This window comes from Arthrobacter sp. QXT-31 (assembly GCF_001969265.1).
Taxonomy (GTDB): domain Bacteria; phylum Actinomycetota; class Actinomycetes; order Actinomycetales; family Micrococcaceae; genus Arthrobacter.
The window spans coordinates 3629360-3651880 of record NZ_CP019304.1 but is presented as its reverse complement, the minus strand read 5'-3'; the positions used below and the strand labels follow the sequence as shown (position 1 = coordinate 3651880).

General features: G+C 63.2%; 21 protein-coding genes. 3 read left to right on the top strand and 18 right to left on the bottom strand.

All coding sequences use genetic code 11. The features are described from left to right. Positions 1-277: 277 nt before the first annotated feature. The 11 genes from rpsQ to rpsJ are packed head-to-tail and all read right to left on the bottom strand — an operon-like array spanning position 278 to position 5616. On the bottom strand, positions 278-583 hold the full coding sequence (gene rpsQ / locus BWQ92_RS16555) for a 30S ribosomal protein S17 (RefSeq protein WP_076801234.1): 306 nt from the start codon (positions 581-583) through the stop codon (positions 278-280). Beyond that, on the bottom strand, positions 580-909 hold the full coding sequence (gene rpmC, locus BWQ92_RS24525; RefSeq protein WP_076801232.1) for a 50S ribosomal protein L29: 330 nt from the start codon (positions 907-909) through the stop codon (positions 580-582). The genes rpsQ and rpmC overlap by 4 nt, the downstream gene beginning before the upstream one ends. Before the next feature lie 2 nt (positions 910-911). Next, positions 912-1328, bottom strand: coding sequence for a 50S ribosomal protein L16 (gene rplP / locus BWQ92_RS16545; protein ID WP_076801229.1), 417 nt, complete (start codon positions 1326-1328; stop codon positions 912-914). Then, positions 1329-2144 carry a 30S ribosomal protein S3 gene (gene rpsC / locus BWQ92_RS16540; protein ID WP_076801226.1) on the bottom strand — a complete coding sequence of 272 codons (816 nt, stop codon included), beginning with the start codon at positions 2142-2144 and terminating at the stop codon, positions 1329-1331. It lies immediately after the preceding gene. Continuing rightward, positions 2145-2510, bottom strand: a complete 366-nt coding sequence (gene rplV, locus BWQ92_RS16535; RefSeq protein ID WP_003803798.1) for a 50S ribosomal protein L22 — start codon at positions 2508-2510, stop codon at positions 2145-2147. 39 nt (positions 2511-2549) lie between these two features. After that, positions 2550-2831, bottom strand: coding sequence for a 30S ribosomal protein S19 (gene rpsS, locus BWQ92_RS16530; RefSeq protein WP_003803803.1), 282 nt, complete (start codon positions 2829-2831; stop codon positions 2550-2552). Positions 2832-2843: 12 nt separating this feature from the next. Then, positions 2844-3683: a 50S ribosomal protein L2 gene (rplB, locus tag BWQ92_RS16525; RefSeq protein WP_076801223.1), complete on the bottom strand. Its 840-nt coding sequence runs from the start codon at positions 3681-3683 to the stop codon at positions 2844-2846. A gap of 29 nt (positions 3684-3712) precedes the next feature. Beyond that, positions 3713-4018 (bottom strand): 50S ribosomal protein L23, encoded by a 306-nt coding sequence (gene rplW, locus BWQ92_RS16520; RefSeq protein WP_011692807.1) that lies wholly within the window; start codon positions 4016-4018, stop codon positions 3713-3715. Further along, positions 4015-4635, bottom strand: coding sequence for a 50S ribosomal protein L4 (rplD, locus tag BWQ92_RS16515; protein WP_076801222.1), 621 nt, complete (start codon positions 4633-4635; stop codon positions 4015-4017). The genes rplW and rplD overlap by 4 nt, the downstream gene beginning before the upstream one ends. A gap of 4 nt (positions 4636-4639) precedes the next feature. Continuing rightward, positions 4640-5290: a 50S ribosomal protein L3 gene (gene rplC / locus BWQ92_RS16510; RefSeq protein ID WP_076801220.1), complete on the bottom strand. Its 651-nt coding sequence runs from the start codon at positions 5288-5290 to the stop codon at positions 4640-4642. A gap of 17 nt (positions 5291-5307) precedes the next feature. Beyond that, complete coding sequence (gene rpsJ / locus BWQ92_RS16505; RefSeq protein WP_003803825.1) at positions 5308-5616, bottom strand: 30S ribosomal protein S10; 309 nt, start codon at positions 5614-5616, stop codon at positions 5308-5310. Positions 5617-6047: 431 nt separating this feature from the next. Here rpsJ and BWQ92_RS16500 point away from each other — a divergent pair, with 431 nt between their 5' ends. Next, positions 6048-7508 carry a GH1 family beta-glucosidase gene (locus BWQ92_RS16500; RefSeq protein ID WP_076801218.1) on the top strand — a complete coding sequence of 487 codons (1461 nt, stop codon included), beginning with the start codon at positions 6048-6050 and terminating at the stop codon, positions 7506-7508. Positions 7509-7554: 46 nt separating this feature from the next. Here BWQ92_RS16500 and BWQ92_RS24495 read toward each other — a convergent pair whose 3' ends face one another. From BWQ92_RS24495 to rpoB, 7 genes are all read right to left on the bottom strand, one after another. Continuing rightward, complete coding sequence (locus BWQ92_RS24495; RefSeq protein ID WP_257787652.1) at positions 7555-7680, bottom strand: hypothetical protein; 126 nt, start codon at positions 7678-7680, stop codon at positions 7555-7557. A 159-nt stretch (positions 7681-7839) separates the two neighbouring features. After that, positions 7840-9030, bottom strand: a complete 1191-nt coding sequence (gene tuf / locus BWQ92_RS16495) for an elongation factor Tu (protein ID WP_076801216.1) — start codon at positions 9028-9030, stop codon at positions 7840-7842. A 255-nt stretch (positions 9031-9285) separates the two neighbouring features. Next, a complete protein-coding gene (gene fusA / locus BWQ92_RS16490; protein ID WP_076801214.1) occupies positions 9286-11400 on the bottom strand; it encodes an elongation factor G in 2115 nt (704 codons plus the stop codon). A gap of 69 nt (positions 11401-11469) precedes the next feature. Next, positions 11470-11940, bottom strand: coding sequence for a 30S ribosomal protein S7 (rpsG, locus tag BWQ92_RS16485; protein ID WP_003803829.1), 471 nt, complete (start codon positions 11938-11940; stop codon positions 11470-11472). 1 nt (position 11941) lies between these two features. Then, a complete protein-coding gene (gene rpsL, locus BWQ92_RS16480; protein ID WP_003803830.1) occupies positions 11942-12316 on the bottom strand; it encodes a 30S ribosomal protein S12 in 375 nt (124 codons plus the stop codon). Between the two features lie 389 nt (positions 12317-12705). Continuing rightward, on the bottom strand, positions 12706-16605 hold the full coding sequence (locus tag BWQ92_RS16475) for a DNA-directed RNA polymerase subunit beta' (protein ID WP_076801212.1): 3900 nt from the start codon (positions 16603-16605) through the stop codon (positions 12706-12708). 115 nt (positions 16606-16720) lie between these two features. After that, the gene (gene rpoB, locus BWQ92_RS16470; RefSeq protein WP_076801210.1) at positions 16721-20236 is read right to left on the bottom strand and encodes a DNA-directed RNA polymerase subunit beta; all 3516 of its coding nucleotides are present in this window, start codon (positions 20234-20236) and stop codon (positions 16721-16723) included. 391 nt (positions 20237-20627) lie between these two features. On the opposite strand from rpoB, the gene BWQ92_RS16465 reads away from it, so the two are divergent. Then, positions 20628-21821 (top strand): acetyl-CoA C-acetyltransferase, encoded by a 1194-nt coding sequence (locus BWQ92_RS16465; protein WP_076801208.1) that lies wholly within the window; start codon positions 20628-20630, stop codon positions 21819-21821. Positions 21822-21854: 33 nt separating this feature from the next. Beyond that, a complete protein-coding gene (locus tag BWQ92_RS16460) occupies positions 21855-22421 on the top strand; it encodes an aminoacyl-tRNA deacylase (protein WP_076801206.1) in 567 nt (188 codons plus the stop codon). The last annotated feature ends 100 nt before the right edge of the window (positions 22422-22521 follow it).

Sequence of the window (22521 nt, the reverse complement as noted above, 5' to 3'; positions counted from 1 at the left end):
TGAAGGCGCAAGGGGGCACTATGCCGTGGCACGATTGTTTACGAGGTTTGCTGTCGGCACACAAGAGGCGCCATACAAACTCAAAATCTTAGCACAGTTTGGGCGCAGCTCCATATCACCAGTCAGGGCTCCCCCGCAACGTACGACGGCGACATGTGCTGCCGGCGTTCGTCCCGCCGTCGGCCTCTTCCGCCGCTTAGGCCGCTCCCCCGCTTAAAGGGGGAAACCCCCGTTCCCAAGGGGAACGGGGGTTTCCGTGCAGCCAGGGCCGCAGGTATTACTTGGCCTTTTCGAGGATTTCCACGAGCCGCCAGTTCTTGGTGGCGGACAGCGGCCGGGTCTCGGCGATGACAACCAGGTCGCCGATGCCGGCGGTGTTCTGCTCGTCGTGTGCCTTGACCTTGGAGGTGCGGCGGATGACCTTGCCGTACAGGGCGTGCTTCACGCGGTCTTCAACCTGAACAACGATGGTCTTGTCCATCTTGTCAGAGACCACGTAGCCGCGACGCGTCTTACGGTAACCGCGCTGCTCAGCCGTAGCTGCCGTAGCAGTTTCCGTCACGTTCTCGTCCTTTTCACTCACTTGGCGTCCTCCTCGGTCTCAGCCTCGGCAGGCTTTTCAGCCTTCTTCGCTGCAGACTTCTTGGACTTCTTTTCTTCCTTGGCTTCCACAACCGGTGCGGCAACCTCGGCACGAATGCCCAGCTCGCGCTCACGGAGAACGGTGTAGATGCGTGCGATGTCCTTCTTTACCGCGCGCAGGCGACCGTGGTTCTCCAGCTGTCCGGTGGCGGACTGGAAACGCAGGTTGAACAGCTCTTCCTTGGACTTGCGGAGTTCTTCAACGAGACGCTCGCTGTCGAAACCGTCCAGCTGTGCGGGTGCGAGATCCTTCGACCCTACTGCCATTTCTATTCACCACCTTCGCGACGCACAATGCGTGCCTTCAACGGCAGCTTGTGGATTGCCAGGCGCAGGGCCTCGCGAGCTACCTCTTCATTGACACCGGAGAGTTCGAAGAGAACCCGGCCCGGCTTGACGTTGGCGACCCACCATTCCGGCGAACCCTTACCGGAACCCATGCGGGTTTCGGCAGGCTTCTTGGTCAGCGGACGGTCCGGGTAGATGTTGATCCAGACCTTACCGCCACGCTTGATGTGGCGGGTCATCGCGATACGGGCAGATTCGATCTGGCGGTTCGTGACGTATGCCGGGCTCAGGGCCTGGATACCGAACTCGCCGAACGAAACCTTGGTGCCGCCCGTGGCAGCGCCGGAACGACCCGGGTGGTGCTGCTTACGGTGCTTGACTCGACGTGGGATAAGCATTTAAGCCTGTCCTCCTTCTGCTGCCTGTGCCGGAGCGGCTTCAGCTGCAGGAGCTTCGGCTGCCGGACGTTCGGTGCGACGGCGGCGGTCACCACGGTCAGCGCCACCCGGGCGGCCCGGACGGTCGCCGGAGCGGCCGCGGGACGGGGCAGCAGCTGCCTGCTGAGCCAGTTCCTTGGAGGTGACGTCGCCCTTGTAGATCCAGACCTTCACACCGATGCGGCCGAAGGTGGTCTTGGCTTCGTAGAAGCCGTAGTCGATGTTCGCGCGGAGGGTGTGCAGGGGCACACGGCCTTCGCGGTAGAACTCGGAGCGGGACATTTCAGCGCCACCGAGGCGGCCGGAGCAAGCGATACGGATACCCTTGGCACCGGCACGCTGTGCGGACTGCATGGCCTTCTTCATTGCGCGGCGGAAGGCCACGCGGGAGGTCAGCTGCTCGGCAACACCCTGGGCAACAAGCTGGGCTTCCATCTCGGGGTTCTTGACCTCGAGGATGTTCAGCTGGACCTGCTTGCCGGTGAGCTTTTCGAGCTCGCCGCGGATGCGGTCGGCCTCGGCGCCGCGGCGGCCGATGACGATGCCCGGACGTGCCGTGTGGATGTCCACGCGGACGCGGTCGCGAGTGCGCTCGATCTCGACCTTGGCGATGCCGGCGCGCTCCATGCCCGTGGACATGAGCTGGCGGATGCGGATGTCTTCGCGAACGAAGTCCTTGTACCGCTGGCCGGACTTGGTGCTGTCAGCGAACCAGTGCGATACGTGATCGGTGGTGACGCCGAGTCGGAACCCGTGCGGGTTTACTTTCTGTCCCACTTAGCGAGCCTCCTCTTTCTCCGGGGTAGCGACTACCACGGTGATGTGGCTGGTGCGCTTCTTGATCTGAAATGCACGACCCTGGGCACGCGGCTGGAACCGCTTCATGGTCGGGCCTTCATCAACAAACGCTTCGCTGATGATGAGGTCACCTTCGTCAAACGCCACGCCGTCGCGGTCCGCGAGGACCCGGGCGTTGGAGATTGCCGACTGAACTACCTTGAATACCGGCTCCGAAGCTGCCTGCGGGGCAAACTTCAGAATTGCCAGAGCCTCGTTCGCTTGCTTTCCACGAACAAGGTTGACGACGCGCCGGGCCTTCATAGGCGTTACGCGGATGTGGCGCGCAATTGCCTTGGCTTCCATTGCTTTCCTTCTCTCGTCTTTGACGTAAGTGCAGGCGCCTTAGCGGCGCTTGCCCTTACGGTCGTCCTTGACATGGCCGCGGAATGTCCGCGTGGGAGCGAATTCGCCGAGCTTGTGCCCGACCATCGACTCGGTGACAAACACCGGGATGTGCTTGCGTCCGTCGTGCACGGCGATCGTGTGCCCGAGCATGTCGGGGATGATCATCGAGCGGCGGGACCAGGTCTTGATGACGTTCTTGGTGCCCTTTTCGTTTTCCCTTGCGACCTTCACAAAGAGGTGCTGGTCAACGAAAGGACCTTTTTTCAGGCTGCGTGGCATGTGTCCAGGCTCCTATCGCTTGTTCTTGCCAGTACGACGGCGACGAACAATAAGCTTGTCGCTCTCTTTGTTGGGGCGGCGGGTGCGGCCTTCAGGCTTACCGTTCGGGTTGACCGGGTGGCGACCACCGGAGGTCTTACCTTCACCACCACCGTGCGGGTGGTCAACCGGGTTCATGGCAACACCACGGACGGTCGGGCGAACGCCCTTCCACCGCATACGGCCAGCCTTACCCCAGTTGATGTTCGACTGCTCGGCGTTGCCGACCTCGCCGATCGTGGCGCGGCAGCGCACGTCAACGTTGCGGATTTCGCCGGAGGGCAGACGCAGCTGGGCGAAACGGCCTTCCTTGGCGACGAGCTGAACAGAAGCACCGGCGGAGCGGGCCATCTTGGCACCGCCGCCCGGGCGCAGCTCAACCGCGTGGATAACGGTACCCACGGGGATGTTGCGCAGGGGCAGGTTGTTGCCAGGCTTGATGTCAGCATTGGCGCCGGCTTCCACGAAGTCGCCCTGGTTGAGCTTGTTCGGGGCGATGATGTAGCGCTTGGTGCCATCAACGTAGTGCAGGAGGGCGATGCGAGCCGTGCGGTTCGGATCGTACTCGATTTCGGCAACGCGGGCGTTGACGCCGTCCTTGTCGTGGCGACGGAAGTCGATCAGACGGTACTGGCGCTTGTGTCCGCCACCCTTGTGACGGGTGGTGATCTTACCGGTGTTGTTACGGCCGCCCTTCTTGGGCAGCGGACGTACCAACGACTTTTCCGGCGTCGACCGCGTGATTTCGGTGAAGTCAGCTACGCTCGAGCCACGACGGCCCGGCGTAGTCGGCTTGTACTTACGGATTCCCATAATTTATTTCCTCGTTAAAGTGGTCTCCGCTACGCGAGCGGACCGCCGAAGATGTCGATAGTGCCTTCTTTGAGGGTCACAATGGCACGCTTGGTGTTCTTGCGGGTTCCCCATCCGAATTTGGTGCGCTTGCGCTTACCGGCACGGTTGATGGTGTTAATCGATTCGACCTTGACGGAGAAGATCTTCTCCACGGCCAGCTTGATCTCGGTCTTGTTCGACCGGGGGTCCACCAGGAAGGTGTACTTGCCCTCGTCGATCAGGCCGTAGCTCTTTTCCGAAACGACGGGTGCAAGCACGACGTCGCGCGGGTCCTTGATGGTGGCTGCGCTCACTTGGCATCCTCCTGGTTCTTTGCAGCCTTGTCAGCAACGAATGCTTCGTAGGCAGCCTGAGTGAAGACTACGTCGTCGGAAACGAGGACGTCGTAGGTGTTCAGCTGGTCCACGTACAGGACGTGAACTTCGGCGAGGTTGCGCACGGACAGTGCAGCAACGTCGTTGGCGCGCTCGATGACGACCAGCAGGTTCTTGCGCTCGGAAACTCCGCGCAGGGTTGCCAGTGCTGCCTTGGAGGACGGCTTGTCGCCGGCAACCAGTTCAGACACAACGTGGACGCGGCCGTTGCGGGCGCGGTCAGAGAGAGCGCCGCGCAGTGCAGCAGCAATCATCTTCTTGGGGGTCCGCGGGGCGTAGTCACGCGGGGTGGGACCGTGGACGATGCCACCGCCGGTCATGTGCGGAGCGCGGATCGAACCCTGACGGGCGCGGCCGGTGCCCTTCTGCTTGAACGGCTTGCGGCCTGCACCGGAAACCTCGGCGCGGGTCTTGGTCTTGTGGGTACCCTGGCGAGCAGCAGCGAGCTGGGCAACGACGACCTGGTGCAGCAGCGGCACGTTGGTCTGAACGTCGAAGATCTCTGCAGGCAGGTCAACCTTGACAGTGTTAGCCATTGAACTAGGCTCCCTTCACGGCGGTGCGTACGAAGACGACCTGGCCGCGGGCACCGGGAACGGCGCCCTTGATCAGGAGCAGCGACTTCTCGACGTCAACCGCGTGAACAGTGAGGTTCAGCGTGGTGTGACGAACGGCGCCCATGCGGCCGGCCATTCTCATGCCCTTGAAGACGCGGCTCGGGGTGGATGCGCCACCGATTGAACCGGGCTTACGGTGGTTCTTGTGGGCACCGTGGGAGGCGCCAACACCGGAGAAGCCGTGACGCTTCATAACACCGGCGAAGCCCTTACCCTTGGTGGTGCCGATGACGTCGATCTTCTGGCCGGCTTCGAAGAGCTCAACGGAGAGCTCCTGGCCCAGCTCGTAAGAGTCAGCATCTGCAGTGCGCAGTTCGACGACGTGGCGGCGAGGCGTGACGCCTGCCTTCTCAAAGTGACCAGCCAGCGGCTTGGTGACCTTGCGGGGATCGATCTGGCCGTAGCCGATCTGAACGGCGACGTAGCCATCAGTCTCTGCGTTGCGCAGCTGGGTGATGACGTTGGAGTCAGCCTGGACAACAGTGACGGGGATGAGCTTGTTGTTCTCGTCCCAGACCTGGGTCATGCCGAGCTTCGTGCCCAGCAGGCCCTTTACGTTACGGGTTGCGGTCATAGTCTCTCAGCACCTCCCTACAGCTTGATTTCGATGTTCACGTCGGCCGGCAGGTCGAGCCGCATGAGCGAGTCAACAGCCTTGGGCGTGGGGTCGATGATGTCGATCAGACGCTTGTGCGTGCGCATTTCGAAGTGCTCGCGGCTGTCCTTGTACTTGTGCGGAGAGCGGATAACGCAGTACACGTTCTTCTCCGTCGGCAGCGGCACCGGGCCGACTACCGTTGCGCCTGCGCGCGTGACCGTCTCAACGATCTTCCGTGCTGAAACGTCAATGACCTCGTGGTCGTATGACTTCAGCCGGATGCGGATTTTTTGTCCCGCCATGTCGCCTGACTCTCTTTCAGTAAGTGCTGCTCTGTTTACTTGCGTGTTGTATGGCTGCCGAAGCATTTGAGGTCGTAACCACCACCCGCCGCACAAGCTGAATCCGGATGAATCCGGGTTCCTCAACCTGCCGGCGCACCCGACCCCCGCGGTCGGGCGTGTCGCGCTGTGCAAAACGCACGAGCCCGCAGTTCCTTAGGGGGATTGGGTTATGTTTGGGCTTCAGCCTGGACCCTGGCACCCGGCATTATCCGGATCGGGACGCGAAGAAGCGCTTGAACAACTCATCTAGTATGCCGGAAATTGTCCGAGGATGCGAATCGGCCCTAAAGGCGCTTCTGCCGGCCCCCTGCAGTCATTGCCCAGGTCATTGCCCAGGGTCATTGCCTAGGATCATTGCCGCCCGCCTTCTCCGGTTGGATGATGGGTGGATGGCCGTGCAGAGTGCCGACGCCGGCGATCAAGCAGTCAACGCGGACGCAGTGCAGAACCTTGCCGGGCGCCTGCGCCCGGGTTTTACCCTGGGCGTCGCTGCCGCCGCCTTCCAGATCGAGGGCGCCCTCGCGGCGGACGGCCGCGGGCCCTCGGGGTGGGATGCCTTTGCGGCGAAGCCGGGCAGCATCCTGCACGGGCATTCCCCGGCGGTGGCCTGCGACCACTATAACCGGGTGCCGGAGGACGTTGCCCTCATGCGCGAACTCGGCATCGACTCATACCGGTTCTCCATCGCGTGGCCCCGCATCCAGCCCGAGGGCCGTGGCCTGGCCAACCCGCGGGGCCTGGACTTTTACGACCGGCTGGTGGACCTGCTGCTGGCGGCCGGCATCTCCCCCATGGCCACGCTGTACCACTGGGACACTCCCCTGCCCCTGGAACACAGCGGCGGCTGGATGAACCGGGCCACGGCGGAGCGCTTCGCGGAGTACGCTGCGGCCGCTGCCCAGCGGCTCGGTGATCGGGTGGCCCAGTGGGGCACGCTCAACGAGCCCGTCTCCGTCACGCTTAACGGCTACGCGCTCGGGGTCCATGCCCCCGGCCGCGACCTGCTGTTCAATGCGCTGCCGTCAGTTCACCATCAGCTCCTCGGCCACGGGCTCGCGGTCCAGGCCCTCCGGGCAGCGGGCGTGGCCGGGTCCATCGGCGTCACCAACCTGCACTCCCCCGTCCGCCCTGCCACCAGGCGGCTGGCGGACAGGCTGCTGGCCAAGGTCTTCGACCTTGTCCTGAACCGCGTCTATGCGGATCCCATCCTCCTGGGACGCTATCCCGCTCCGCCGCTTGCCGCCCGCCCCTGGTTCAGGTTCTTGTCCAGGGCGTCCGACGACGACCTCCGCCTGATCAGCCAGCCGATCGACTTCTACGGGGTGAACTACTACTACCCTGTCCGGGTGGCTGCCGGGCAGGGCCCGCCGGACACCCCGGCCGGCAACGCCCAGGCTATGGCACGGGTGCCGTTCCATCTGGCGGGCTTCCCGGAATATTCCACCACCGGCTTCGGATGGCCGGTGGCACCGGACCACCTGGGCATCCTGCTCCGGGAGCTCAAAGACCGGTACGGGCCGGCCCTGCCGCCGGTGTACATCACCGAGAGCGGCGCGAGCTTTCCTGAACCGGAACACGTGACCGGCCCCATCACCGACTCGAGACGGATCGATTACCTGGCGGACCATCTGGACCAGGCGGTCAATTCGACGGCGCCGGGCGGCATCGCGCACGACGTGGAACTGCTCGGCTACTTCGTCTGGACGTTCATGGACAACTTCGAATGGGCCGCCGGGTATTCACAGCGCTTCGGCCTGGTGCATGTTGACTTCGAGACCCTCAAGCGCACGCCCAAGAAGTCCTTCTACTGGCTGCAGGCGCTCAGCCGGGCACGGACCCGCGCGGTCTGAAAGCGGGCTGCGCAGGACGGCCGGCCGCCGGGACAGCGGACGCCTGCTACTGGTTCTTGTTGGCCCGGTTGATGCGCTTGGCGCGTTCAATCTCGTGGCGGAAGTTCTTCTTCACCCAGAAAACGCCCACCACTACGGCGACAACCACCAGCAGGAAAATAAGCCAACCCATGATGCTCCCTCTTTGCCACGAATCTGTCGCGAGCAATAACCCTATCAGTGACGGTCCGCAGTCCACAGCCTGAAGCCGCAGAGACAAAAACAGCCCCGCTGCCAGTAGCAGCGGGGCTGTTTTCGAAGATCAGGCTGTTAGGCCTGCAATCAGCAAGAGTTACTTGATGATCTTGGTGACACGTCCCGAACCAACGGTGCGGCCGCCTTCACGGATAGCGAAGCCGAGGCCCTCTTCCATAGCGATCGGCTGGATGAGCGCAACGGTCATCTCAGTGTTGTCGCCGGGCATAACCATTTCCGTGCCTTCCGGCAGGGTGATAACGCCGGTCACGTCCGTGGTACGGAAGTAGAACTGCGGGCGGTAGTTCGAGTAGAACGGGTTGTGACGTCCGCCTTCGTCCTTGGAGAGGATGTAGACGTTGGCCTCGAAGTCGGTGTGCGGGGTGATGGAACCCGGCTTGACGACAACCTGGCCACGCTCGACGTCGTCGCGCTTCAGACCGCGGAGCAGCAGGCCACAGTTCTCGCCGGCCCATGCTTCGTCGAGCTGCTTGTGGAACATCTCGATACCGGTAACGGTGGTCTTCTGGACCGGGCGGATACCGACGATCTCGACCTCGGAGTTGATGGCGAGGGTACCGCGCTCGGCGCGGCCCGTCACAACGGTGCCACGACCGGTGATGGTGAAGACGTCTTCGATCGGCATCAGGAACGGCTTGTCGCGGTCACGAACCGGGTCCGGAACGGACTCGTCGACAGCAGCCATCAGGTCCTCAACGGACTTGACCCACTCCGGGTCGCCTTCCAGGGCCTTGAGGCCGGAAACGCGGATAACCGGGGCGTCGTCGCCGTCGAAGCCCTGCGAGCTCAGGAGCTCACGAACTTCCATTTCGACGAGGTCGAGGAGTTCCTCGTCCTCAACCATGTCTGCCTTGTTCAGCGCGACCAGCAGGTAGGGAACACCAACCTGGCGGGCGAGCAGAACGTGCTCGCGGGTCTGAGCCATCGGGCCGTCAGTAGCGGCAACCACGAGGATTGCGCCGTCCATCTGGGCAGCACCGGTGATCATGTTCTTGATGTAGTCAGCGTGACCCGGAGCGTCTACGTGTGCGTAGTGGCGCTTCTCGGTCTGGTACTCAACGTGGGAGATGTTGATGGTAATGCCGCGCTGACGCTCTTCCGGAGCAGAGTCGATCGACGCGAAGTCACGCTTCTCGTTGAGAGTCGGGTACTTGTCGTACAGCACCTTGGAAATGGCGGCCGTCAACGTCGTCTTACCGTGGTCAACGTGACCGATGGTACCGATGTTAACGTGCGGCTTAGTCCGCTCGAACTTTGCCTTTGCCACAGGTTCCTCCTAGAACGTTTTTCAAATGGCTTACCTTCGACCGCGCTTATCGCGGCAGAAACTCCAGTAAGTCTATCTGGGGGCTTTGGATTGATGAAATTGCAGATTCAGGAACTAATACTAGTGCCTAGACCCTGTTCGTGCTGATGGCCGGAACCCGGCGGGAACCAAGGGCTCCGGCCATCCGCACTAGGTGTGTTCCGCAGGGGAAACGCACCCGGTTTTCGCAGCTTGTCGCGTGGACAGTCCTGGGGACTACTCGCCGCGGGACTTCTGGATGATCTCGTCGGCAACTGCCTTCGGGACCTCGGCGTAGCTGTTGAACGTCATGGAGTAAACAGCGCGGCCCTGGGTCTTCGAGCGCAGGTCACCGATGTAGCCGAACATGCCGGACAGCGGAACGTGCGCGCGGACAACCTTGACACCTGCTGCGTCTTCCATGGACTGCATCTGGCCACGGCGGGAGTTGAGGTCACCGATAACGTCACCCATGTATTCCTCAGGGGTGCGGACCTCGACATCCATCAGCGGTTCGAGCAGAACAGGGTTCGCCTTGCGTGCGGCTTCCTTGAAAGCCATACGGCCGGCGATCTTGAACGCCATTTCCGAGGAGTCAACATCGTGGTACGCGCCGTCAACCAGCGTGGCCTTGATGCCGACAACCGGGTAACCGGCCAGGACGCCGTCGTTCAGCGCATCCTGGATACCGGCGTCAACCGACGGGATGTACTCGCGCGGAACACGGCCACCGGTGACCTTGTTCTCGAACTCGTACAGCTCGCCTTCCGCGGTGTCCAGCGGTTCGATGGCGATCTGGACCTTTGCGAACTGGCCAGAACCACCGGTCTGCTTCTTGTGCGTGTAGTCGTGGCGCTCCACGGCACGCTTGATGGTCTCGCGGTAGGCAACCTGCGGCTTGCCGACGTTGGCCTCGACCTTGAATTCGCGGCGCATGCGGTCCACCAGGATGTCCAGGTGGAGCTCGCCCATGCCGGCGATGATGGTCTGGCCGGTGTCTTCGTTGAGGGAGACCTGGAAGGTCGGGTCCTCAGCGGAGAGCTTCTGGATGGCCGTGGAGAGCTTCTCCTGGTCACCCTTGGTGTTCGGCTCGATGGCAACAGAGATCACGGGCTCCGGGAAGCTCATGGACTCGAGCACGATCTGGTTGCTGGAGTCACACAGGGTGTCGCCAGTGGTGGTGTCCTTCAGACCGATGGCTGCGTAGATGTGGCCAGCAGTGGCTGCCTCGACGGGCATTTCCTTGTTGGCGTGCATCTGGAACAGCTTGCCGATGCGCTCCTTCTTGCCCTTGGTGGAGTTGACCACCTGGGCGCCGGACTCCACGTGACCGGAGTACACGCGGATGAAGGTGAGCTGGCCAAAGAACGGGTGGGCCGCAATCTTGAACGCGAGAGCGGAGAAGGGCTCTTCGGCGGACGGCTTGCGGGTCAGTTCCTTCTCTTCGTTCTTCGGGTCGTGACCGATCATCGGAGGAACGTCGAGCGGGTTCGGCAGGTAGTCGACGACGGCGTCAAGCATCGGCTGGACACCGCGGTTCTTGAAGGCGGAGCCACAGAAGACCGGGTACAGCTCGGAGTTGATGGTCATCTTGCGGATGCCGGCCTTGAGCTCATCGATGCTGAGCTCTTCGCCTTCGAGGTACTTCTCCATGAGTTCCTCGGAGGACTCAGCAACGGTCTCCACGAGGGAGGCGCGGTATTCCTCGGCCTTGGCCTGCAGGTCTGCCGGGATCTCCTGGATCTCGTACTTGGCACCCATGGTCACGTCACCCTTGGCATCGCCGGGCCACACCAGAGCGCGCATGTAGAGCAGGTCCACGACGCCGATGAAGTCGTTCTCGGCACCGATCGGCAGCTGCATGACCAGCGGCTTGGCACCCAGGCGGCTGATGATGGTGTCCACGGTGAAGTAGAAGTCAGCGCCGAGCTTGTCCATCTTGTTGACGAAGCAGATACGCGGAACGTTGTACTTGTCAGCCTGGCGCCAAACGGTCTCAGACTGCGGCTCAACGCCTTCCTTGCCATCGAAGACGGCAACTGCACCGTCGAGGACGCGCAGGGAGCGCTCAACCTCAACCGTGAAGTCCACGTGGCCGGGGGTGTCGATGATGTTGATCTGGTTGTTTTCCCAGAAGCAGGTCACGGCGGCAGACGTGATGGTGATGCCGCGTTCCTTTTCCTGTTCCATCCAGTCAGTGGTCGAAGCGCCGTCGTGCGTTTCGCCAATCTTGTGGTTCACACCTGTGTAGAACAGAATGCGCTCGGTGGTGGTGGTCTTGCCGGCATCAATGTGGGCCATGATGCCGATGTTGCGGACCTTACTAAGGTCTGTAAGCACGTCCTGTGCCACGGTGTCTCCCTTTCGGATGGACTACGCGTTCGCCGCCGGCTCGGTTGAGCCGGCGGCGTACGGGAAGTTTTACCAGCGGTAGTGGGCGAAGGCCTTGTTGGACTCGGCCATCTTGTGGGTGTCTTCGCGACGCTTCACAGCGGCACCGAGACCGTTCGAGGCATCCAGGATTTCGTTCTGGAGGCGCTCGGTCATCGTCTTTTCACGGCGGGCCTTGGAGTAGCCGACCAGCCAACGCAGGGCGAGGGCGGTGGAGCGGCCCGGCTTGACCTCAACCGGAACCTGGTAGGTGGCGCCACCGACACGGCGGGAGCGGACCTCGAGGGACGGCTTGACGTTGTCCATGGCCTTCTTGAGGGCTGCAACGGGGTCGCCGCCGGACTTGGCGCGTGCACCTTCGAGGGCACCGTAGACGATGCGCTCAGCGGTGGACTTCTTGCCGTCAACCAGCACCTTGTTGATCAGCTGGGTGACCAGCGGGGAGCCGTAGACGGGATCTGATACGAGCGGCCGCTTGGGGGCCGGACCCTTGCGAGGCATATTACTTCTTCTCCATCTTTGCGCCGTAGCGGCTACGAGCCTGCTTACGGTTCTTGACACCCTGGGTATCGAGGGCACCGCGGACGATCTTGTAGCGAACGCCGGGGAGGTCCTTCACACGACCACCACGGACGAGCACAATGGAGTGCTCCTGGAGGTTGTGGCCAACACCGGGGATGTAGGCGGTAACTTCGATGCCACCGTTGAGGCGCACACGTGCGACCTTACGCAGAGCCGAGTTCGGCTTCTTCGGGGTGGTGGTGTAAACGCGGGTGCAGACACCGCGGCGCATCGGGCTGCCCTTAAGCGCGGGAGCCTTGGTCTTTGAGACCTTCGGCGTGCGGCCCTTGCGGACCAGCTGGTTAATCGTAGGCACTTTCGTGTTCTCCGTTTTATCCGGAGCGGCCTCTGACAGCCGCTCTCCTGTTTCTTTGCCCCGCCGCCCGAGCTTTGAAGAAGTCTCCAGAGCAGCTGAGGCGAAGCCTTAATGTCGGATCACATCCGAAGGACGCTGTGGCTCGCGGCCGCAACTGTCCCTAGGCATGCGAAAATGTGGCATACGTTGCACAAGAACCCTGCAAACCGGAAACGTCGCTCTCGGTCCAGCCTTTCAGCTCGGTCCGGGCGCACTCATCCACTGCCACAATAACAATTGGTCTCAAGTCTAGCATGAACGGCCCTGAGGCCTTAATCGGCGGGCATTCCTGCTGTTAAACGCGGATGGTCCCCCACCTTGCGGTGCGGGACCATCCCTGTGATCAGGCTTTACCGGAAGTCGTTGCCCAGGTCGTAGTCATCCAGCGGGATGGCGTGGAACTCAGGAGCTCCGTCGCCGCCCAGCGTGTCGTAGGAGAAGTCGCTGAACGCGCTCGGGCCGGTGAACAGGTTGGCCTTTGCTTCTTCAGTCGGCTCCACCGTGATCTCGGTGTAGCGCGGGAGGCCCGTGCCGGCCGGGATCAGCTTACCGATGATGACGTTCTCCTTGAGGCCGAGCAGCGGGTCGCTCTTGCCTTCCATGGCCGCCTGCGTGAGGACGCGGGTGGTCTCCTGGAAGGAAGCTGCGGACAGCCAGGACTCGGTGGCCAGCGACGCCTTGGTGATACCCATGAGCTCGGGACGTCCGGAAGCCGGAGTCTTGCCCTCGGATACAACACGGCGGTTGGCGTCCTCGAACCGGGCGCGCTCTGCCAGCTCACCGGGGAGCAGGTCGGAGTCGCCGGATTCGATGACCGTGACGCGGCGCAGCATCTGGCGGACGATGACTTCCACGTGCTTGTCGTGGATGCCAATGCCCTGGCTGCGGTACACGCCCTGCACTTCGTCCACGAGGAACTTCTGTGCGGCACGCGGACCCATGATGCGCAGGACCTGCTTCGGGTCGACCGGACCGTTGATGAGCTTCTGGCCCACCGACACGTGCTGGCCGTCCTCGATCAGCAGACGCGACCGGCGCAGGACCGGGTAGGCGATCTCTTCGGAACCGTCGTCCGGAGTGATCACCAGGCGCATCTGGCGCTCGGATTCCTCGATGGTGACGCGGCCGGCTGCTTCCGCAATCGGCGCCACACCCTTCGGGGTACGGGCTTCGAAGAGCTCCTGGATACGGGGCAGACCCTGGGTGATGTCGTCGCCACCGCTGGCGGAAACAGCACCACCGGTGTGGAACGTACGCATGGTCAGCTGGGTACCGGGTTCACCGATGGACTGTGCGGCGATGATGCCCACAGCTTCACCGATGTCCACGGTCTTGCCGGTGGCCAGCGAACGGCCGTAGCACAGGGCACAGGTTCCGACGCTGGACTCACAGGTGAGCACGGAGCGGACCTTGACCTCGGTGATGCCGGCTGCGAACAGCTCAGCGATCACAACGTCACCGCAGTCGGTGCCGGCCGGAGCCAGGACGTTGCCCTTGGCGTCGACGACGTCCACGGCCAGCGTGCGGGCGTAGGCGCTGTTCTCGACGTTCTCGTCCAGGGTCAGCTCACCGTTGGCGTCAGCCACGGCGATCGGCGTGACGAGGCCGCGCTCGGTGCCGCAGTCCTCTTCACGGACGATGACGTCCTGCGAAACGTCCACCAGACGACGGGTCAGGTAACCCGAGTTGGCGGTACGCAGAGCGGTGTCGGCAAGACCCTTACGTGCACCGTGCGTTGCGATGAAGTATTCCAGCACCGACAGGCCCTCACGGTAGGAGGACTTGATCGGACGCGGGATGATTTCACCCTTCGGGTTGGCCACCAGGCCACGGATACCCGCGATCTGGCGGACCTGCATCCAGTTACCACGTGCACCGGAGGACACCATGCGGTTGATGGTGTTCATCGGGGACAGGCTGTCGCGCATGACCTGGGCGATCTCGTTGGTCGCCGTGTTCCAGATCTCGATCAGTTCCTGGCGCCGCTCGTCGTCGTCGATCAGGCCCTTGTCGTACTGGCCCTGGATCTTGGCGGCGCGCTCCTCGTAACCGGCAAGGATGGCCGGCTTGGCGTCCGGAACCTCGATGTCGGAGATGGCGACGGTGACGCCCGAGCGGGTGGCCCAGTAGAAGCCGGCGTCCTTCAGGTTGTCCAGCGTTGCGGCCGTGACAACCTTCGGGTAGCGCTCCGCGAGGTCGTTGACGATGCGGGACAGCTCGCCCTTGTCGGCAACAGCCTCAACCCACGGGTAGTCCTCGGGCAGGGTCTCGTTGAAGAGGACCTGGCCCAGGGAGGTGTCCACCAGTGCGGGCTGACCCGGCTCCCAGCCTTCCGGAGCTTCCCAGCCGGCGTAAGGAACGAAGCCCTCAAGACGGATCTTGACCTGGGAGTTCAGGTGCAGCTCGTGTGCGTCGAAGGCCATGATGGCCTCGGACACGGAGCCGAAGACCCGGCCTTCACCGGCTGAACCCACACGCTTGGTGGTCAGGTGGTAGAGGCCGATGATCATATCCTGCGAAGGCAGGGTCACCGGGCGGCCGTCGGACGGCTTCAGGATGTTGTTGGAGGACAGCATCAGGATGCGTGCCTCAGCCTGGGCTTCGGGGCTCAGCGGCAGGTGCACTGCCATCTGGTCGCCGTCGAAGTCAGCGTTGAACGCGCCACAAACCAGCGGGTGAAGCTGGATGGCCTTGCCTTCAACAAGCTGCGGCTCGAATGCCTGGATACCGAGGCGGTGCAGGGTAGGTGCACGGTTGAGCAGCACCGGGTGTTCGGTGATGATCTCTTCCAGCACGTCCCAGACCTGCGGACGGTAACGCTCGACCATGCGCTTGGCCGACTTGATGTTCTGGGCGTGGTTGAGGTCAACCAGGCGCTTCATCACGAATGGCTTGAAGAGCTCCAGTGCCATCTGCTTGGGCAGGCCGCACTGGTGCAGCTTCAGCTGCGGGCCGACGACGATGACCGAACGGCCGGAGTAGTCGACGCGCTTGCCGAGCAGGTTCTGGCGGAAACGGCCCTGCTTGCCCTTGAGCATGTCGCTCAGGGACTTCAGCGGACGGTTGCCCGGTCCGGTGACCGGACGGCCGCGGCGGCCGTTGTCGAAGAGGCTGTCAACGGCTTCCTGAAGCATGCGCTTCTCGTTGTTGACGATGATCTCCGGAGCACCCAGGTCAAGCAGTCGCTTGAGTCGGTTGTTGCGGTTGATCACGCGGCGGTAGAGGTCGTTGAGGTCGGAGGTCGCGAAGCGGCCACCGTCCAGCTGGACCATCGGGCGCAGTTCCGGCGGGATCACCGGGACGGCGTCCAGCACCATGCCGAGCGGGCTGTTGTTGGTGGTCAGGAATGCGTTGACCACCTTCAGGCGCTTCAGGGCGCGGGTCTTGCGCTGGCCCTTGCCGTTGGCGATGACGTCGCGCAGGTTGTCGGACTCGGCCTGCATGTCGAAGTTCTCAAGGCGCTTCTTGATGGCCTCGGCACCCATGGAGCCTTCGAAATACATGCCGTAGCGGTCGCGCAGTTCGCGGTACAGGCCTTCGTCACCTTCGAGGTCGGCGACCTTGAGGTTCTTGAAGCGGTCCCAGACCTGCTCGAGGCGCTCGATTTCGGCGTCGGCGCGCTTGCGGACGTTCGCCATCTGGCGGTCAGCGGAGTCGCGTGCCTTCTTCTTGTCGGCAGCCTTGGCACCCTCACCCTCGAGACGGGCAAGCTCGTTCTCGAGGTCGCGGGCGATCGCGGCGATGTCGGAGTCGCGGTTGTCGATCAGCTGCTTCTTCTCGACGTCGTGCTCAACCTGCAGGTTGGGCAGTTCCGCGTGGCGGTTCTCTTCGTCAACGCTGGTGATCATGTAGGCAGCGAAGTAGATGACCTTTTCGAGGTCCTTCGGAGCCAGGTCAAGGAGGTAGCCCAGGCGGGACGGAACACCCTTGAAGTACCAGATGTGGGTTACGGGAGCAGCCAGTTCAATGTGGCCCATGCGCTCACGGCGCACCTTGGCGCGGGTGACCTCGACGCCACACCGCTCACAGATGATGCCCTTGAAGCGCACGCGCTTGTACTTGCCGCAGTAGCATTCCCAGTCACGGGACGGGCCGAAGATCTTCTCGCAGAAGAGGCCGTCCTTCTCGGGCTTGAGCGTGCGGTAGTTGATGGTTTCCGGCTTCTTAACCTCGCCGTACGACCAGCCGCGGATGTCTTCCGCGGTGGCGAGGCCGATCTGCATGAGGCCGAAGGAGGATTCGCTGGACATATGGTCCCTGTTCTCTCTTGTTCTCTAAATTCTGAAGTCTTGGTTGCGGTGAGGAGGTGAGGCCCAGGGAAAGGACAAGTGCGGCGGGGCCGCGTCCTTTCCCTGGTCGTAATCCTTAGACCTCTTCTACGGAGCTGGGCTCTGCACGAGACAGATCGATGCCCAGTTCTTCCGCAGCCGTGAAGACTGCGTCATCAGAGTCACGCATTTCAATCGTGGTTCCGTCGGTGGAAAGAACTTCCACGTTCAGGCACAGCGACTGCATTTCCTTGATCAACACCTTGAAGGATTCGGGAACACCCGGCTCGGGGATGTTCTCGCCCTTGACGATCGCCTCGTAGACCTTCACGCGGCCGTGGATGTCATCGGACTTGATCGTGAGCAGTTCCTGGAGCGTGTAGGCGGCGCCGTAGGCTTCGAGCGCCCACACTTCCATTTCACCGAAGCGCTGGCCACCGAACTGTGCCTTACCACCCAGCGGCTGCTGCGTGATCATGGAGTACGGGCCGGTGGAGCGGGCGTGGATCTTGTCGTCCACCAGGTGGTGGAGCTTCAGGATGTACATGTAGCCGACCGAGATCGGATCCGGGAACGGCTCGCCGGAGCGGCCGTCAAACAGGCGCGTCTTGCCCGAGGAGTCGATCAGGCGGTCACCGTCGCGGGTCACGTTGGTGGAGTCGAGCAGGCCCGTGATTTCCTCTTCGCGGGCGCCGTCGAAGACCGGCGTTGCAACAGTGGTCTGGCCACTCTCGCGCGGCAGGTTCGGCAGCTGCTTGGCCCACTCCGGCTCGCCTTCGATCTTCCAGCCCGTCTTGGCAACCCAGCCGAGGTGCGTTTCCAGCACCTGGCCGACGTTCATACGGCCCGGAACACCCAGCGGGTTCAGGACGATGTCAACGGGGGTACCGTCGGCAAGGAAGGGCATGTCCTCGACCGGGAGGATCTTGGAGATAACACCCTTGTTGCCGTGGCGGCCTGCGAGCTTGTCGCCGTCGGTGATCTTGCGCTTGGCAGCCACGTAGACGCGGACCAGCTGGTTGACGCCCGGGGGCAGTTCGTCGTCGTTGTCGCGGTCGAAGACGCGCACGCCGATGACGGTGCCGGACTCGCCGTGCGGAACCTTCAGGGAGGTGTCACGCACTTCGCGGGACTTCTCACCGAAGATGGCGCGGAGCAGGCGCTCTTCCGGGGTCAGTTCGGTTTCACCCTTCGGGGTGACCTTTCCGACCAGGATGTCGCCGGCTTCAACCTCGGCACCGATGTGGATGATGCCGCGCTCGTCCAGGCCGGCCAGGACTTCCTCGGACACGTTCGGGATGTCACGGGTGATTTCCTCGGCACCAAGCTTGGTGTCGCGGGCATCGATCTCGTGCTCCTCGATGTGGATGGAGGAAAGGACGTCCTCTGCCACGATGCGCTGGGACAGGATGATGGCATCCTCGAAGTTGTGGCCTTCCCATGACATGAATGCCACGAGCAGGTTCTTACCGAGGGCGAGCTCGCCCTGGTCCGTTGCCGGGCCGTCGGCGATGATGCCGCCAACTTCCAGGCGCTGGCCTTCGTTCACCAGAACGCGGTGGTTGTAGCAGTTGCCCTGGTTGGAGCGGGCGAACTTGTTGATGCGGTAGTTGGTTTCCGTGCCGTCGTCGTTGAGCATGACAACGAGTTCAGCGGAGACCTCGGTGACCACACCGGGCTTCTTCGCGATGACAACGTCACCGGCGTCGACGGCGGCAGCACGCTCCATGCCGGTACCCACGAACGGGGCCTCGGAACGGACCAGCGGCACAGCCTGGCGCTGCATGTTGGCACCCATGAGTGCGCGGTTGGCGTCGTCGTGCTCGAGGAACGGGATCAGGGCGGTAGCCACGGACACCATCTGGCGCGGGGAAACATCCATGAACTGGACGTCCTCGGCGGGAACGAGCACGGGCTCGCCTCCACCACCGCGGGCACGGACCAGGACGGTCTCTTCAGCGAAGCGCTTGTTCTCGTCGAGCGGGGCGTTGGCCTGTGCGATCAGGACCTCTGCCTCGTCGTCGGCCGTCAGGTACTGGACGTCGTCGGAAACGACGCCGTCCTTGACCAGGCGGTAGGGCGTCTCGATGAAACCGAACGGGTTGATGCGGCCGTAGGACGCCAGCGAACCGATCAGACCAATGTTCGGGCCTTCAGGGGTTTCGATGGGACACATACGTCCGTAGTGCGACGGGTGGACGTCTCGGACTTCCATGCCGGCACGGTCACGGGACAGACCGCCGGGGCCCAGCGCGGACAGGCGGCGCTTGTGGGTCAGGCCCGAGAGCGGGTTGTTCTGGTCCATGAACTGGGACAGCTGGGACGTTCCGAAGAACTCCTTGATGGCTGCCACCACGGGGCGGATGTTGATCAGGGTCTGCGGCGTGATGGCCTCGACGTCCTGGGTGGTCATGCGTTCGCGGACGACGCGCTCCATGCGGGACAGGCCGGTGCGGACCTGGTTCTCGATGAGCTCGCCGACGGCGCGGATGCGGCGGTTGCCGAAGTGGTCGATGTCGTCGATTTCGACGCGCAGCTCGTGGTCTTCGCCGTCGCGCTTGCCCATGATGGTCTTCTCGCCGGCGTGCAGCGCGACGAGGAACTTGATCATGGCGACGATGTCTTCAACGTGCAGGACCGAGGCTTCCTTGTCACCAAGGGAGCGGTCGATGCCAAGCTTGCGGTTGATCTTGTAGCGGCCAACCTTGGCCAGATCGTAGCGCTTGGAGTTGAAGTACAGGTTGTCCAGCAGGGACTGGGCAGCCTCGACTGTGGGCGGCTCGCCCGGACGCAGCTTGCGGTAGATGTCCAGCAGCGCGTCTTCGCGGGTTTCGGTGGCGTCCTTCTCCAGCGTTGCACGCATGGAGTCGTACTGGCCGAACTCCTCGAGGATCTGGCCTTCGGTCCAGCCGAGGGCCTTCAGCAGCACCGTGACCGACTGCTTGCGCTTCCGGTCCAGGCGCACGCCGACCTGGTCGCGCTTGTCGATCTCGAGCTCGAACCAGGCGCCACGGGACGGAATGATCTTTGCGGTAAAGATGTCCTTGTCGCTGGTCTTGTCGGCGGCACGCTCAAAGTAGGCGCCCGGGGAACGGACCAGCTGGGAAACGACGACACGCTCGGTGCCGTTGACGACGAAGGTGCCCTTCTCGGTCATCAGCGGGAAGTCACCCATGAACACGGTCTGCTGCTTGATTTCGCCCGTGTTGTTGTTCATGAATTCGGCCTTGACGTACAGCGGTGCCGAGTACGTAGCGTCCCGGTCCTTGCATTCAGCCATGGTGTACTTCGGATCAGCGAACTCCGGATCGGAGAAGCTCAGGGACATGGTGCCCTGGAAGTCCTCAATCGGGGAGATCTCTTCGAAGATGTCGGAAAGACCGGAGGTGGTGGCGACGCTCAGGTCGCCTTCTTCGACGGCCTTCGCAACGCGGGCCTGCCAACGTTCATTTCCGACCAGCCAGTCGAAGCTGTCCGTCTGCAGGGCAAGCAGATTCGGAACGTCAAGAGGTTCGTGAATCTTTGCGAATGAGAGCCGGCGAGTCGCACCGTCGGTGCTTTCGGCATTGATAGCGGTAGCGTTGTTTTCATTAGAGGTGCTCGAGGCGACCAAGAGGGATCCTTCCACAGACCTTCAGGCGTTTTCAGATCTCCCCCGCTTTTCACCCTGCGAAGTGACTCCGCAGTGCTACCATCCGGTTCCGCTATATGACCCGGAACCTGGTTCCGCCCATGCTGGTGACGTTGTTCACGGCACATTGATGGAACGGCTAACAGGCTAAGCCCACCGCTATATGAAGGCTGAAGGTAAACAGGGAAGACGCAAATATCTACGATACGGCAAAACCATACGCGTGTCTACCCCACTTACCAGCAGAATGCAAGCACCGTTGCTGCGGGCACCTATCCGGAATGCCTTCCGCCTTCCCAGCGTTGAATGGATAGGTGACCGGGCTCACGATACCCTTAGGCCAACCATTGACCAAAGATCGGAAGAAACAACCATGAGCAATTCCGCTGACGATGTTGTCATCCTGTCCGGTGCGCGCACCCCGCAGGGCCGGCTGAACGGGCAGCTGGCGAGCTTCACCGCCGTCGAACTCGGAACGCACGCCATCAAGGCGGCAATTGCGGCGAGCGGACTGGAAGCCGATCAGGTGGATGCCGTCATCATGGGCCAGGTCCTGCAGGCCGGGGCCGGCCAGAACCCCGCCCGCCAGAGCTCCATCGGCGCGGGCATCGGCTGGAACGTCCCCACGGTGACCATCAACAAGGTCTGCCTTTCCGGGCTGACCGCCGTGATCGACGCCGCGAGACTGATCCGCGCCGGCGACGCCACCGTCGTCGTCGCCGGTGGCCAGGAATCGATGACGCGCGCACCCCACGTCCTCCCCGGCTCCCGCCAGGGCTGGAACTACGGCACCGTCCAGGCGCTGGACGTGGCGGCACACGACGGCCTCACCGACGCCTTCGACGGCCACTCGATGGGACTTTCCACGGAGTCCAAGAACCTCACGCTGGGGATCGACCGGACCGCCCAGGACAACGTGGCCGCCCAATCGCACCAGCGCGCCGCCATCGCCTCGAAGAACGGCGTCTTCGACGACGAGATCTCCCCAATCAGCGTCAAGCAGCGCAAGGGTGACCCGCTGGTCGTCTCCACCGACGAGGGCGTCCGGCCGGACGCTACCGTAGAGTCCCTGGCCGGCCTGCGGGCCGCCTTCGTCACCGACGGCACCATCACGGCCGGCAATTCCTCTCCCCTGTCCGACGGCGCCTCCGCCCTGGTGCTGACCTCCCGCAAGTTCGCGGAGGAGAACGGTCTGGAGTACTTGGCCGTTGTGGGCAAGCCGGGGCAGGTGGCCGGGCCGGACAACTCCCTCCACTCGCAGCCCTCCAATGCCATCCGGAACGCGCTTGACCGGGCCGGCTGGAGCACCGCGGACCTGGACTTCATCGAGATCAACGAGGCCTTCGGTTCGGTGGCCGTGCAGTCCCTGAAGGACCTCGACTATCCGCTGGAGCAGACCAACATCCACGGCGGCGCCATCGCCCTCGGCCACCCGATCGGCGCCTCTGGTGCCCGGCTGGCGCTCCATGCCGCTCATGAGCTGAAGCGGCGCGGCCAGGGCAAGGCGGCAGTCTCACTGTGCGGAGGCGGCGGCCAGGGCGAGGCCCTCCTGCTGTTCCGCGACTGATGAACCCGGCGACTAAATGAGCCCGGTGACTAAATGAGCCCCGTTCCGGCGTCGGGCAATACCGGGACGGGCAGCAATACCGGGACGGGCAGCAATACCGGGACGGGCAGCAATACCGGGACGGGCGGCGGCGGCACCGGCAGGGAGCGCTTCCTTGCCGACGCCGCCGCGCGTGGCCTGGACGTCCAGCTCGTGGAGCGGCTGGCCGCCCACAGCCTCGAGGAGGCGGCCGCGATCCTCGGCATCAGCCCGGCGGACATCGTGAAGTCGCTCGTGGTGAAGCACAAGGACGGCAGCTTCCTGTTCGCCCTCATCCCCGGCGACCGCCAGATCTCCTGGCCCAAGCTGCGCAGCCTGGTGGGCGTCAACAAGCTGTCGCTCCCGGCCGCGGATGTGGCCCTGGAAGCCACCGGGTATGAGCGCGGGACCATCACGCCGCTCGGCAGCACCACGGCGTGGCCCGTCTATGCCGACCGCACCATCGCCGGCAAGCGCATCTCCATGGGCGCGGGCCAGCACGGCTACAGCGCCTTCGTGGACGCCGACGCCCTGGTCTCGGCCCTCGGCGCGGTACTCGCGGACATCAGCGAACCCAACTGACTCGCAGTTGTTGTCGTTTTGACGCCCCATAACGACAACAACTGCGAGCTAGTTGGGTTGAGCGTACGCAGGGAGGGTTAAACGCAGGAATCCCCGCCCA

Bases quoted from the DNA above. Each gene is read 5' to 3' on its own strand.
- BWQ92_RS24495 (WP_257787652.1), bottom strand. From the start codon at position 7,680: ATGGGTTGGCTTATTTTCCTGCTGGTGGTTGTCGCCGTAGTGGTGGGC.
- rplV (WP_003803798.1), bottom strand. From the start codon at position 2,510: ATGGAAGCCAAGGCAATTGCGCGCCACATCCGCGTAACGCCTATGAAG.
- rpmC (WP_076801232.1), bottom strand. From the start codon at position 909: ATGGCAGTAGGGTCGAAGGATCTCGCACCCGCACAGCTGGACGGTTTC.
- rplC (WP_076801220.1), bottom strand. From the start codon at position 5,290: ATGACCGCAACCCGTAACGTAAAGGGCCTGCTGGGCACGAAGCTCGGC.
- rplB (WP_076801223.1), bottom strand. From the start codon at position 3,683: ATGGGAATCCGTAAGTACAAGCCGACTACGCCGGGCCGTCGTGGCTCG.
- rpsS (WP_003803803.1), bottom strand. From the start codon at position 2,831: ATGCCACGCAGCCTGAAAAAAGGTCCTTTCGTTGACCAGCACCTCTTT.
- BWQ92_RS16475 (WP_076801212.1), bottom strand. From the start codon at position 16,605: ATGTCCAGCGAATCCTCCTTCGGCCTCATGCAGATCGGCCTCGCCACC.
- BWQ92_RS16500 (WP_076801218.1), top strand. From the start codon at position 6,048: ATGGCCGTGCAGAGTGCCGACGCCGGCGATCAAGCAGTCAACGCGGAC.
- BWQ92_RS16460 (WP_076801206.1), top strand. From the start codon at position 21,855: ATGAGCCCCGTTCCGGCGTCGGGCAATACCGGGACGGGCAGCAATACC.
- rpsG (WP_003803829.1), bottom strand. From the start codon at position 11,940: ATGCCTCGCAAGGGTCCGGCCCCCAAGCGGCCGCTCGTATCAGATCCC.
- BWQ92_RS16465 (WP_076801208.1), top strand. From the start codon at position 20,628: ATGAGCAATTCCGCTGACGATGTTGTCATCCTGTCCGGTGCGCGCACC.
- rplD (WP_076801222.1), bottom strand. From the start codon at position 4,635: ATGGCTAACACTGTCAAGGTTGACCTGCCTGCAGAGATCTTCGACGTT.
- rpsJ (WP_003803825.1), bottom strand. From the start codon at position 5,616: ATGGCGGGACAAAAAATCCGCATCCGGCTGAAGTCATACGACCACGAG.
- rplP (WP_076801229.1), bottom strand. From the start codon at position 1,328: ATGCTTATCCCACGTCGAGTCAAGCACCGTAAGCAGCACCACCCGGGT.